This window comes from Beduini sp., assembly GCF_047239305.1.
Taxonomy (GTDB): domain Bacteria; phylum Bacillota_I; class Bacilli_A; order Erysipelotrichales; family Coprobacillaceae; genus Beduini.
Genome location: NZ_JBKTEM010000001.1, coordinates 508,584 through 522,864 on the forward strand (window position 1 = coordinate 508,584; position 14,281 = coordinate 522,864).

General features: G+C 36.6%; 11 protein-coding genes. All 11 read right to left on the reverse strand.

Translation table 11 applies throughout. From position 1 onward, the window contains the following. Positions 1 to 8: 8 nt before the first annotated feature. The 11 genes from ACLRVU_RS02655 to ACLRVU_RS02705 all read right to left on the reverse strand — a co-directional run bounded on the left by ACLRVU_RS02655 (position 9) and on the right by ACLRVU_RS02705 (position 14,144). On the reverse strand, positions 9 to 1,385 hold the full coding sequence (locus tag ACLRVU_RS02655; RefSeq protein ID WP_412890565.1) for an MBOAT family O-acyltransferase: 1,377 nt from the start codon (positions 1,383 to 1,385) through the stop codon (positions 9 to 11). Further along, on the reverse strand, positions 1,386 to 1,853 hold the full coding sequence (locus ACLRVU_RS02660; protein WP_412890566.1) for a DUF4358 domain-containing protein: 468 nt from the start codon (positions 1,851 to 1,853) through the stop codon (positions 1,386 to 1,388). Positions 1,854 to 1,862: 9 nt separating this feature from the next. Continuing rightward, on the reverse strand, positions 1,863 to 2,600 hold the full coding sequence (locus ACLRVU_RS02665) for an SGNH/GDSL hydrolase family protein (RefSeq protein WP_412890567.1): 738 nt from the start codon (positions 2,598 to 2,600) through the stop codon (positions 1,863 to 1,865). Between the two features lie 139 nt (positions 2,601 to 2,739). Continuing rightward, positions 2,740 to 4,167: a spore germination protein gene (locus ACLRVU_RS02670; RefSeq protein ID WP_412890568.1), complete on the reverse strand. Its 1,428-nt coding sequence runs from the start codon at positions 4,165 to 4,167 to the stop codon at positions 2,740 to 2,742. Positions 4,168 to 4,241: 74 nt separating this feature from the next. After that, on the reverse strand, positions 4,242 to 5,048 hold the full coding sequence (locus ACLRVU_RS02675; protein WP_412890569.1) for an aminoglycoside N(3)-acetyltransferase: 807 nt from the start codon (positions 5,046 to 5,048) through the stop codon (positions 4,242 to 4,244). Between the two features lie 200 nt (positions 5,049 to 5,248). Next, a complete protein-coding gene (locus ACLRVU_RS02680; RefSeq protein WP_412890570.1) occupies positions 5,249 to 6,049 on the reverse strand; it encodes a nucleoside phosphorylase in 801 nt (266 codons plus the stop codon). 1 nt (position 6,050) lies between these two features. Further along, positions 6,051 to 7,199 (reverse strand): glycosyl hydrolase family 18 protein, encoded by a 1,149-nt coding sequence (locus tag ACLRVU_RS02685; protein WP_412890571.1) that lies wholly within the window; start codon positions 7,197 to 7,199, stop codon positions 6,051 to 6,053. 110 nt (positions 7,200 to 7,309) lie between these two features. Next, positions 7,310 to 8,719 carry an amidophosphoribosyltransferase gene (locus ACLRVU_RS02690; protein ID WP_412890572.1) on the reverse strand — a complete coding sequence of 470 codons (1,410 nt, stop codon included), beginning with the start codon at positions 8,717 to 8,719 and terminating at the stop codon, positions 7,310 to 7,312. 561 nt (positions 8,720 to 9,280) lie between these two features. Beyond that, positions 9,281 to 9,742, reverse strand: a complete 462-nt coding sequence (locus ACLRVU_RS02695; RefSeq protein WP_412890573.1) for a metallophosphoesterase family protein — start codon at positions 9,740 to 9,742, stop codon at positions 9,281 to 9,283. A gap of 18 nt (positions 9,743 to 9,760) precedes the next feature. Next, a complete protein-coding gene (locus tag ACLRVU_RS02700; RefSeq protein WP_412890574.1) occupies positions 9,761 to 12,466 on the reverse strand; it encodes a diguanylate cyclase domain-containing protein in 2,706 nt (901 codons plus the stop codon). 1 nt (position 12,467) lies between these two features. Further along, positions 12,468 to 14,144, reverse strand: coding sequence for a putative bifunctional diguanylate cyclase/phosphodiesterase (locus tag ACLRVU_RS02705; protein WP_412890575.1), 1,677 nt, complete (start codon positions 14,142 to 14,144; stop codon positions 12,468 to 12,470). Between the last annotated feature and the right edge of the window lie 137 nt (positions 14,145 to 14,281).

Consider the following 14,281-nt stretch of genomic DNA (forward strand, 5'->3'; position numbering starts at 1 on the left):
CCTTTATCCTAGAATGCAGCATATAAGAATGACTGATAGGTTGAATTTAACAAGGCTGCAATACATAGAAACAACAGCAGCACTAAAATAGCGGTACAAATCCAATGTCCCTGCGGATCATGATGAATGCGCTGATAAATCTTGCCCGGCAAAGGAAATATGAAGATAGCTCCCAATAGTAAGATTATTCCATAATTTTGAATCAACCAAAGTGTATGATGCAAAGCAAAGCCCTCTGCTCCAAACATTGCTCCCAAATAATGGATTGCCTGCTGAATCGTCGGACTAAAGAAGAACACCCAGCCAATCATCACTAAAAAGAACGTAGAGAGCCATTTCAGCCAGTGAGGCAATCTTAGTTTGGAAATGCCATATTTCTCAATAATCAGCAATAAACCATAATAAAATCCCCAAAAAATATAGGTCCAGCTGGCACCGTGCCATAAACCAGTTGTCATCCAAACAACTAAAATATTAAGAATATGCCTTGGCACAGGAACACGGTTTCCTCCAAGCGGAATATAGATATAATCTCTGAACCACTGACTTAGTGAAATATGCCAGCGACGCCAAAAATCAGAAATACTTTTAGCAATATAAGGGTAATTAAAGTTTTCCATCAACTCAAAGCCGGCAATCTTCGCCAATCCCAACGCCATGTCCGTATAACCGCTAAAATCAAAATAGATCTGCAATGTAAAAGCGGCAACAGCGATCCACACTGTATAAAAGCTTATTGTTCCTTCCGCAATCGCCAATCCGTAAAGAACACTTAGACTATCTGCCAGCAGCACTTTTTTAGAAAGCCCAATAACAAAACGTTCAATCCCTTCGCTTGCTTTAGGAAAGCTGACTTTTCGATGATAAATCTGATGAAAAAAGGGTTCGAAGCGTTCAATCGGTCCCATTAATAACTTAGGAAAGAAGGATACGTATAGCGCATATTCAAAAAAGCCATTCATTGGTCGATTTTCGTCTTTATAGTAATCGAATAACACAGATAAGACACTAAATGTGATAAATGATATTCCTATTGGCAATGGGATCGGTTCAAATTGAATTTTAAAATGAAACATACTGCCAATAGTATTTAAAATAAAGCCATAATATTTAAAATAAAACAATAGAAATACATTGACTAAAACACCTTGTATAAGAAGGGATTTTCTTCTTTTCCCGGTTCTTTTATTCATGAAGCTAAGTAAAGCGAAATTATAAATCATTAAAAGAATTAATAAGAAAAAATGGTGTGGATCTCCCCAAGAGTAAAAGAATAAACTGACAAAAAGCAGTATCCAATTACTTTTTTTAACAGATAAAAATAATGAAGAAAGAATAAATAAAGGCAAAACCATAAATAAAAATGTGAAACTTGTAAATGACATTTAGATTCCCTTTGCTAGGTCTTTCCAAATCATTTCAGCATTTGGGCTGATGATTAAAACTACATAGCCTTTTTTATCACGAATACGGCTTTCTTTTAATAATGCAGTTTGATCCGGACCATAGCCTTCGAATACTTTTATTCTTTTTTCAATTCTTTTTTCCATTGCCTTTTTTACTTCTTCTCTTTGAGAGCTGTTTTTTACTTTCACTACCATTATTTCATTCACTTCTGTCGACTCTTTTGATTCATAAAGCAAAATGCCGTCATAATCGTCACTACGCAGTCCATAATCCTGATTCACACTGCGTGAAGACGCTAAAGATATATTTTCTGATTCCACATATGAATCAAGAGACGGCTGTACTTGATCGATTGCTACGGAACTGATTTTATAGCGAAAAGGATAAGCAAGCATTAATACCGCAGCAACTATTAAAAACAAACTGAATAAACGATCTTTTCTCATGCTCTCCTCCTATAAATCGGCTTCATCTGCCATATAACTTAACCATTTAGGGAAATAAGAATATCCCGGATGGATGCCATCTGCCTGATACTGTTCCATATCATTAGGATCCACCAAGAATCCCGGATCAATAAACTTAATCTCTAAACGTTCGCACATTGTTTTTAATGCCTCATTAAATTCTAAATAACGATGGTTGTATTCGTTGACACTTTGTCCTTTGCTTGTCAGCGGAGTAATGGCAATCACATAAAGATCGGTTGCCGGCAGGGATTCCTTCAAATCATTAATCATCCCTTCATAAGCGGTAATCCAGCCATCGATATTTCCACGAAAAGCAGGCATATCATTTAAACCATACTGCAAGAATAAGGTTTGCGGGCTCAATCCTTTTACAACAGCGATATCTTCTTCATTATTGCCTACAGTTCGCCCTCTCTTGCTAACGACTTGATTTGGATTCAACAGCTGATAGTCTAAAAGCGCCATCGCCATTGAATCCCCCATTATAATCGCATTTTCGTAGATTTGCTTAAAATTGAGATCTTCTCTTTTATTTGCTCGTTTACGTTTCTGAGCATTGGAAATGCTTGTTTCTACAGTGGCTAAATCGCGTTGAGACATCTCTGTCAGCACTTCTTTTCCTAACGCAACTTCATCGGGATATGTTATTTTCTTAGGTGAAAAAGCAAAAGCTGCGGCAATAATGACAATCACAGCTAAAATAATGACGCTTCCTTTTTTCATATTCCTCACCCTTTCTTAACAAACCATTTATAGAGTATCATATTCTTTAATTCTAGCCAACCTATATTCTTAAAAATGTCGTTTTTTACCGAACTGTAACCTCGCTCTCAATGATGAAAAAAGATATCCCAAGATATCTTTATTTATGAATAGATTTTAAAGAAGCATGTGACTTTAGCTTACGTCTTCTAAAGATCATTTTAAAATCACGCCAACAAAACGGAATCAGCGGATAAAGATAGCTCTCTTTAGATATAGTTTTACTATGATAAAGAATCCATCCCATGATCACCAATCCTATCCATAAGCCCCATTTGGGGAGTATTGCAATCAAGATCAACAACATGACACGCATAAACTTTATTCCATAACCCAGTTCATAGCTTGGCTGTGTAAAGTTCGCTAATGCGACAAATGCCATATATAAGATAACTTCTGGTGCAAACCAGCCGGCTTCAACTGCAAAATCACCTAAAATCAATGCCCCGATAATACTAAAGGAGCTGCTTAAAGAACTAGGGGTATTGAGTGATGCCAGTTTTAATGCATCGATCCCAAACTCCAACATCAAAAGCTGAATAATGATAGGAATATTGTGGACATTGCCGATTAGTGTAAACCGCAAAAAAGCAGGTGTCAGACTTGGATTCATATTAAAATAATACCATATCGGGCTCGCCAATAAAGTCACAATAAAAACACCGATGCGAATAATACGCAGATACGTTCCGGTTAATGGTGGTAAGTAATAATCCTGCGCTTCCTGAACAAAGTCAAAGAAATATGTAGGCAGGATCATAACGCTGGGAGAATTATCGATAATGACGATAATTTTTCCTTCCAGCACATTACTGCTGGCAGTATCCGGACGTTCCGTATAGCGCACTTTAGGAAAAGGACTGTACCATTTCCCCGGCACCAATGCCTCCGCTAAACTTTCCTGTGCCATTGTCAAAGCTTCTACCTTAACATCTGTCAGCTGCTTTTTGATGTTGTCTAACATTTCCGGTTTAACGATTCCATCCATATAGCATAATACAATATCGGTTTTGCTTCGGGTTCCGACACTGGTATATTCCATTCTTAATCGAGGATCCCGAATACGCCGACGGATCAAGGCTGTATTAAACACCAATGTTTCCACAAAACCATCTCTCGATCCTCTTAAAACTCGATCATCTTCCGGCTCCTGCATACCGCGCGTCGGATAGGTTCTTGCATCAATCAATATCCCTTGAGAAAAGCCTTCTACAAGCAATACGATTGTCCCCGATAAAATTGCCTGCACCATCGCTTCAATCTCTTCATTGATTTCTACTTCAACATAGGGAATAAGCTGAGCAGAAAATTGTTCAGCTGTCTTGAGCTGATCCATTTTAATCGTAGTTCCCATTAGAAACTGCATAATTCGTTCAATAATATCATCTTTAACATAGCCATCTATAAAATAAAAAGAAAGTTCTTTTTTTTGAATGGTCAATGTTCGCTTTACAATATCAAAGTTAATCTTTACATCTAAAATTCGATCTAATTCACTAACACATTGCTGATAATTTTTTTTATCCATTATATCACCTATTATTAAGATTGACTTATTTAGGTAAAAGTATACAAAAAGCAGGATCAATAATCTCCTGCTTTCTATTTTCTATTTTTTTGTATCCACTGATAAGCAAAGTCCGTTATGGACTGCATTTCTAACAGACGTGCTTCTCCCTGTCCTACATTTCCAATTTGAACCGAATGGCTTTTTTCATAATCTTCACCAATTTTGTCAAAATCTTCATCGTCATAATCAATTTCACAAAACCTAACCCATGTCGCTTCTCCATCTTGCATCACACTGGCACCGGTATCTACCCACTTAGGATTCTTTAACCATGTTTCTCCTAGATGCATACAAGTACAATTACCATAACCAACGCCTAATAATAAAACTTTTGCATTTTTTTCATATAGTCTGTATAACGGTGACTCTTTTCCAAATCCCGGAGTTAATTGATGAGGTTCTAATAAAAGCTGTGCTTTGGGACCACGTGCCGTAAATGAAACCTGAGGATGATCAGAGCGCAGCGTACCAGGATAATGCCGGAACAGATCGGCAATTTTTCCCATCTGTCTTGTTGGAGTCAAAATCGGATCAAAGGGCGGCATATGCTTTTTGATTCGTTCAACCCATTCTTTTGGAACCGGTGGTGCCTGCCAATTCTTAGGATCGGAATTTTCACCGCTAAAACTCGGCATTACCAATGTTCCTTCTTCCCCGACTGCTTCAATCAGTGCTTCTACTACCGTGACTTCTCTGCCAATAACCCAGCCTAATTTTGAAAGAGATGAATGCACAAGCAAACAATCTCCGGTTTGAACTCCCAATGCTTTTAAATCTTTAACTAACTCCTCTTTTGTATATGCCTTTTTACTTTTTTCTATAATTGAATATTCACGCATCTTTCATCCTCCTTTCTTCAATTCTAACAAATTCGATTTCTAATTCATAGTGGTACTTTCATAAAAAACAAGGAGACGACATAGGCGTGATCTCATCTTATTTTTAATTAAATTGAAATAATGATAACAGTATTTTTTATAAGAATCGCTGATAAATAAAGAATTGTTCTAGTTCTTCGAGATTATCCAATATTCCTTTTCTAATAGTGTTCTTCATCATTCTCCTGTTGTCTTAAGATAAACTGCAAGGTTTGTGCTGTAAAGTTTTCTCGACATGTCATAAAATCTTTCTTGCCAAATGTCCATGACTGACTATCAGTGAGCGGATGAACATCGGAAGCCATTAAGATGACAGTTCCCTTTTTATTATAATAGTGACATACCGTTAAAAAAGCGGAGGCCTCCATATCAACACCGACACAGCCTTGTGTACGCCAGTAGGCTTCCTTTTTAAATGTCTGACGATAGATGGCATCTGTTGTGACAGTAGGCATTAAATAAGTGACATGAAGTGCTTTAAAATAGTGATAGGCTTGACGTTGCTTAGACATATCGGCTTCCACAAAATCAATATCCGATACGTAATGTCGTGAGGTGCCTTCCTCGCTCAAAACCCGAGTTGGAATCACAATATCTCCTACTTTAATCATGCCATCAAACACGCCACATAGTCCCAATAAATAAAACTGCTCAACACCTAATGCTACAAGAACTTCTATTGTATCGGCAATCATCGGACTTCCGGCACCACCATGAAGAAAACAAACATCTTCATAGCCTTCGATCATATAGACTTCTCCACCGGATAAAAAACGTGGCAGTTTCTTTAACCATATTTTCGCATGATGATTTGACTTCAAAAAATCCAATCCATATCCATAGCAAAATACGACAGCTTGTTTAGGAAAAGCCGGGACTGGTTGTCCATGCTGCACATCATGAATTTGATCTAAAGCGGTTATGACAGAACGACTGTTGTCTTTTTCTAATATAAAATTCATTTTATTTCACTTCCCCATTTAAAGTTTCATAAACTGTACGTTGAAGTTCTTTTACTTCCGGACTATTTGGATTCTCAACATCCTGTTCAAATTTATCCATTGAATATGCCCAATAGAATCCTCCGCCATACCCGTTTTCCTTAACCCAGTTCATTTTCTCCTGAGCAATTTTAGGAGAGGCGTCTACATAACCGTCCCATTCTTTATAGTAAGGAACTAGATAGGGACCTCCTTCATTATAGAAAGGAATTCCTAAATTTAATTTAGCACGATGTTCGGGGGTATCACCCACTTTATGAATATGCTTTTTCATATTATCTTTTACATAAGACATGGGAGCCTGACTTTCGCCGCTTCCGGAATCAAAGTCATAACACATAACATTCATATAATCGAGTACTTCCAATCCTTCTTCATCCACCCAAGGGATACCAGAAGCGATCGTCAGCAGTTTATGAGTATCAGGATAGCGCTCATCTAGTTTGGCACGAAATTCTTTCAATAAGGCAAGCCCATCTTTTTCACAAGTTGGACATGATGCGATTGTGCCCCAACCGCCGTTATTTGGATATTCCCAGTCTAAATCAATTCCATCCAAATGAAATTCATCAATTAGATCCATGCAGCTTTCAATAAATTCATTTCGTCCTTTTGGTGTCTGCGCCATATAACAAAAGCCATCCGAATCCCAGCCCCCGATGGAAAGCAGCACATTAAGCTCAGGCTTTTGTTCTTTCAAAGCAACTAAAGCATGAAGATAAGGTTCTCCGTTCACTTTAGATTTCATCTCTTCAATCCAGCCATTTACTGTTGCCTTATAATGATAATTTCCATCACCGGGATCTTTGTAAGCTTCTTTTGATGCCACGCTGCCACTCATTAATGGACATCCGTCATAACCCGGATCATACTGATAGGCTTCAATCATCCCAAAAGCGAAATTGATATGCGTAACATAGCGTGTGTCCACTGCCGATGTTATGGTTTCTCCCTCCTCACCAATCCAACGCCAATTTTCTGATGCCGGCACCGTTACATAGGCAATCGTACGGTAATCTCCTTCTTTGACTAGTGATTCTTGTTGTTTGGGTACTGAACAGCCACAAAGCATAACTACTATCAAAAGTAAAAACAGAATTTGCTTTTTCATTCAACTCCTCCTTTTAATGTATCTCTTTATTTTCATAATACATCTTAAAGCCTCCTTTAGGTCAATACCATTTAAACAAAAAAGATTTCAGGGAAACCCGAAATCTCATATTATTCTTTACCGCTCCAGCAATATGTACATAGTTTGCATGGTTCAAGACCAATCGATTCGATCAAATCATCCAAGCGGTGATATTTTAATGAAGTAAACTTCAAACGTTTACAGATTTCATCCAACATTGCCTGATACTTAGGATGATCCGGATCTGCATATTGCAGCAATACCTCTTCAGTGACATTATCTGTCCCTTCTAAATCACACACTACTCTTCTAGTGATCAGATCCATCTCTGAATTTGAACGAGAGAAATTTAAATACTTGCAACCAAACAGCAATGGCGGACATGCCGGTCTGACATGCACTTCTTTTGCCCCACTCTGATATAAAAATTCTGTTGTTTCTCTTAACTGTGTCCCACGTACAATAGAATCATCGATCAGCAATAAACTTTTACCTTTGATTAGCTCCTGCACCGGAATCAATTTCATCTTAGCAATCAGATTTCTCTGCCCTTGACTTTGGGGCATAAACGAGCGTGGCCAAGTCGGTGTATATTTAATAAAAGGTCTTGCAAAAGGGATTCCTGAACGATTCGCATAGCCTACCGCATGAGCAATACCCGAATCGGGAACACCGGCGACACTATCCGGTTTTGCATCATCACGTCCCGCTAAAAGATCACCACAGCGGTTTCTCATCACCTCAACATTGATTCCTTCATAGGTAGAAGTCGGATAACCGTAATATACCCATAAAAATGAACATATTTTCATTTTATCTGCCGGCGCCTGTTCCTGCTTAATTTCATTTTCACTCATGAATATGATTTCTCCGGGACCGAGATCCTTTTCATGATGATAGCCTAAATTCAAGAAAGCCGAACTTTCAAAAGTGACACAATGGGCATCTTCTTTTGTTCCAATAATGACAGGGGTTCTTCCGAATTTATCACGAGCACAATAAATTCCATCCGGTGTCATGATCAAAATACTCATTGATCCTTTCACAACCTCTTGAACATGTTTGATTCCATCAACGATCGTATCTTTTTGATTAATGATCGCCGCTACCATTTCTGTAGGATTGATAACTCCCCCACTCATTTCTAAAAAGTGCGTTGTTCCATAAGCAAAACAATTTTCTTTTAATTCTTCTAAATTATTGATACGTCCAACCGTGGTGATGGCAAATGATCCTAAATGAGAATTTACCAATAACGGTTGAGCTTCATTATCTGAAATACAGCCAATTCCAATCTTTCCAACAAATTCATCCACATCTTTGTCAAATTTTGTTCTGAAGGGTGAATTTTCAATATTATGAATAGAACGGTTAAACCCATTCGGTCCATATACAGCCATCCCCCCTCTGCGGGTTCCTAAATGTGAATGATAATCTACTCCAAAAAATAAGTCCATGACACAATCGTTTTTTGATGCTACGCCAAAAAATCCACTCATCTCGATAACCTTCTCCTTTAACCATAGTTTACTTATCTATTTTAGATGATTTTTCGACATAAGTCTACATTTTGTTTCCAACAAATGCCATAACTTATAAAAGAAAGCGAAATCATTTTATACATTCTCCTTTCTTTTGCCGCTGTTTATCATGAAATAAACAAATTTATTTCACCTTTTGACATAAAATCACCAAAATGAAAGATTAAAGTATATATAAGTTTGCTATGATTCTATGAACTCAATAGAAAGAAAAAATACATAATGTGCATGAGAGAAAATTAAGACCGGAAATCTATTTTATTAAACACTATCTTTGCTTATTTCATATTTTTTGACAGTATCAATATAAGAACTCATACTGCCTAAGCAGTCTTAAACAACATTTTCTTTCGTTCTTTAAAATGGAATGTATTTCATAATATAGGATTTAAAAAACTATATCATCACGTTTATCCCTTTTATAATCAAACACTGCTCAATCTTTATTAACTTTTCTTAACAAAAAAAGATCATTCTTTTTTAGAGTGATCCCAATATTTGAAAAGATGCTTCTTTTTATTATGAATTAAAATAATGAATTTTCGCATGAACTTCGTCATCGATATTCAAAACCGCATAGCTTGGTCCCTTTTTACCAATACAACGCCAAAGCGCGCCGGGATTAATCAGCAATACCTCATCTAAATACTCTTTTCTAGGCACATGAGTATGCCCGAAACAGACTACATCGGCATTGCATGCCTTTGCTCTCTTTACCAGCTGCTGATCTCTTTTAGCAGAAGGATATTGATGTCCATGAACAACAAGGAGTCTATGCTTTCCTATATCCAATATTAACTGCTCGGGATAACTATTTGCTTCATCATTATTTCCTAAAACAACCCTAAACTGAGGATAATCTTTCTGATTCAACAAGAAATCACCACAGTGAATGAAATAGTCTGCAGTTGAGTAACGTTTTAAAATTTCATCCAAATAAGCTGTTCTTCCATGAGAATCACTGACGACAACCACGACCATTCTTTTCACCCCAGTTTTTTATTTCTGTTTATAACGGTTTATATCCCGACAGCTCAACATTACTGCTTCTCTTCCTTTCCATCTCACACAAGTGGCATCAACATCCACCCATACTTTAAAAGTGGGTATATAAATTTCATCATTTTGACTTTTCTTACTTTCAAAAAGGCGTTTCAGCGGACAAAACGGACATGGTGACGTTCGTTCCATAAATATATGATAACAGCGCATACCAATCTTTGCTTGCTGACAGTACTCTTTTGTTTTCTTGTTTAAAAATAAAATTTTATATGATTTAGGATCAATCACATAGATCCATGAATTTTGGTTATTTAATAAATCCAACAAACCGGTTGATTCTTGTTTCAAGATAGATTCCGCTCTATTTTTTAGTAAAAATACACTTAAAATTTCAGATATAAACACTAGCGCTTCAATTTGATCCTGTGTCCAATAGCGGTTTTGACGGCATTCATCAAAACCCACATAACCCTTGAACTCACCATTATCCATTACTGCACATTGAAGCATAGATTTAATTCCCTGTTTTGCGACAAGATTATAATGATATTCAGGAAGCTGATGAATATCTGCACAATAAAAGATCCCATCCTCATTAAAATTATCCATATAATTTCTGCCAAGCTCATCTCTGTAAGAAACATGCTTCAAATAGTCAATCTGTGGTTCAATACCACTATTACACCATTCAAATGTATTTTTACAGTAAGTTCCATCATGACTGCTTTCAAATATATAGACACGACTAACATCAAATTGCAATCCAACAATTTCTAAAATGGATGCGATCGCCTCGGCTAAATCTTTGGAATTATATAAAACTCGAAACACATATTCAGTAAGCTGTCCATTCAGTACTTTATTATTTTCATTAGAGTCTATTTTTTCATTGACAACTGAACCGACTTTAGTATCCCCAAAATATTCATTAATAATCGATTCGTCATAAAGTGCATATTGATTTTTCCCTGCCTTTTTCGCATGATACAGCGCTTGATCCGCTTTTTGGAAAAGTACCTTGAAATTATCGCCATCTTTGGGAATCAGAGCTATTCCAATACTGCATGAAATCGGTACTTGTTTATCATGATTCAGCTGCAGTTCATGCATCTCATAAATCATTTGCCTTGCTTTTATTTTGATATTCTCCATATTTTGCATATCTTTAACAAATACGATAAATTCATCACCACCGATTCTTCCAATAATATCATGGTGACGAAAAACATTCTTCATTCTTCTGGCAATATCACTTAAAACCGCATCACCAAACAGATGCCCAAGACGATCATTGATTTCTTTGAAATTATCAATATCAATAATCATCAAAGCATGAAATTTCTTTTTATCTATCGATGTTAAAGCGCTTTTGATTTGACGCTGAGCAGTCATTTTATTATAAATGCCAGTCAAAGCATCCTCCTGAGAACGACTCAGCAGAAATTGAGAATGCTGCTTTTCCTGATCGATATCAATAATGATCCCAATTGCTCGAATTGGCTGTTCATTTTTATCAAACTGCACACTGACACGCAGACGCCACCAGCGATATTGATGTTCACTGTTTCGCAGACGCAGTTCTTCTTCCACATAGCTGTTTTTATTTTTAATCTTTTCTAGCATACGCTTTAATTTAGGAATATCTGCCTGATGAAAAAGAGAATGTCCGGCTTCGAATACAAATTCTTTAACATTATTTTCCGCTATTGTTTGCGGAATAATTCTTTCCAGTCCCCTTGAGTATTTTAATCGACCATTCAAAATATCCCAGTCAAACACAACATCATTCGTTTGATTCATGATAATATCATAGCGCTCCAATGCCAGATTTAACTCTTCACTTATCTTTTTTTCTTCTGTAATATCTATAATGATGCAGTAATAAGAAGGATAACCTCCTTTAGGATCTTCAATTAACTGACCATTGTCCAATACCCATATGGAACGTTGGTCTTTATGCAAAATGCGATATTCGATCTGCTTGGTTGATCCTAATGTCATTTGCTGTATAACTTCCTGTTCGACACTTTCACGATCGCGGGGATCAATCATTTTTCGAAAACTATCATCAAACTGATCTTTTATTTCCTGACGTGTATATCCCAGCATTTTTAAAAATCCGTCACTCATATAAAGCAACGTTAATGATTCATCGTCTAAACAGCGAAATATCCCACCCGGAACATTATTGGTTAATACTTCCAAATCGTCATTAACCTGTTTTAAATATAAAGCATCCTGATAGTCTCTCTCATTTTGTTTTCGTCTTTTTCTGTCCTTCATCTCTTTATAAAGAAGTTCAGTAGACCGTTCCTCTGATTGAAACATGGATATATAGACTTCTTTAATAATAAATGTACTTTCTCTCGCCTCTACTGTTAAACTACCAAAAAAAGTAAGTGGATATTGATAGTTTTCACCGATCAGCAATGCATCAATTTCGTAACACACTAAAAACGGATTACTTTCCTCCTTGATTTCCTCCATTTTAAACTCACATACTTTAATCCTATAATTTTTACAATTAACAGCTTCTGTCAGCATTTTTTCCACTTCGGCTTTTCCGTTTAGAATTCTTTGACAGCGAACACTGCTCCAACGAATCTGAGGATCCAGCATCTTCATAACCTTTGAAACATCATGCTGCAGGTAATAGGCTTCAATAAATTGTTTAATAAAAGCAGAAGCGGCTCTTGTTTTCATCTTAGCGCCCTCCTGCTTGATTATCATTAAAATAACGGCTTTCAAAATCAGCAGCACTGATTGGTCTGCCAAATAAGAATCCTTGAATATAATCCGGAGATGCCTGTTTGACAACTTCATATTCTTCGATCGTCTCAACACCTTCAACACATACTTTTAAATCAATAATATGTGCAAGTTTCACAATATATTCCAAGAAAGTGTATTCATAACTGCCCTGATTGATCCCCTGAATAAAGCTTCTGTCAATTTTAATAATGTTGGCAGAAAGTTCCTTTAAATGACTTAGAGATGAATATCCAGTGCCAAAATCATCAATCGCAATGCCATATCCCATATCCTGAATATTCTTAAATTCCTGATTTAGGAAATGCAGATTTGGTACCCAACAGCTTTCAGTTAATTCCAAGATAAAATTTCTCGTAGAAAGCTTATGATATTCATTATTTTTTAAATATTCCAGTAATGAATTCTCTTTAAGCTGCGTGTAAGATACATTGATGCTCATGATAAAATCAGGATCATATTTCTGCCACTGCTTGCATTGCCTGACAGCTTCTTCAAACACCCATTTTCCTACTTCAATAATTAAATGACTTTCCTCCAACAAGGGTATAAATTCAATCGGCGAAACCTCTCCATGTTCAGGAGAATGCCAACGCAGCAGCGCTTCCGCTCCCACCACTTTTTTAGTATTAGTATCAATCTGAGGCTGATAAAACATTTCAAACTCTTCGCATCCGCGGCTGACACAGTTATGCAGACTCTCCTGCATTTCAATAATCTTTAATCGACGATTATAGATTTCTTTAGAAAAGAAAACCAACTGGTTCTTTCCATTCATTTTAGCGATTTCTACAGCTCCTTCTGCCTGTCTTAGCAATCGCTGATAGTTATCACCGTCTTGAGGGAAGAAACAAACTCCGGCAGATAAAGATACAAACAATTTATGACCATCCATCATAAATTGATTAGTAATATACACCTGTATGTTTTCATAGATCATCTCAATATTTTCTCTTGTACCATCTTTCATTAAAAAGGCAAATTCATCTCCATCTAAACGATAAATCTGACAATCCTGAGGCAATAGGTTAGATAATTGTGTTGAGATTAAATTTAATGCTCGGTCTCCAAAAGCATAACCATGACGTTCATTAATATTTTTAAAATTATCAATATCCAGTACAACGACTAATCCTTTGATCCCAGAATTTAAAAGATAGTTCATATCACTTTGAAATTGAGCACGATTCATAAGTCCGGTAATATTATCAAACTTATTTTGCTTTCCAATGTTGGAAATACGCCCCACCATAAAAAGAGGACGCTGATTTTCATCTTTATTTACTTCTCCACGGCACGATACCCATATGATATGTCCCGCTCTATTATAGATACGATATTCCATATCATGATAATCCTTTTTCCCATCCCCGATCAGCTGCATATCAGCCAGCCAGCGTTGACGATCCTCCGGTACCATGATTCCTGCCCATTCTTTCACAACATCGGTCTTAATTCCTTCATCAATATTAAAATCGACATAAGCATTATCTGAAATATAAAAATACCCACGCTGGATATCCCACATATAAAGATAATCATCCGTCGTTCTTGAAAACAAATCAAAGAACTCCGCCGCAGTTAGCCCTATATTCTTCATTATATTGCGCATATAGTTGCCTCCCTTATTCTCTATGTTCATTATATCCTAAATCTATTGGCAATACTAGGTTGTTTGATAAAAAGAAACGTGAGTTTACAGATATTTGATCCCATAAATTTAAAAAATCCCAAAGAAAAGAACCACTC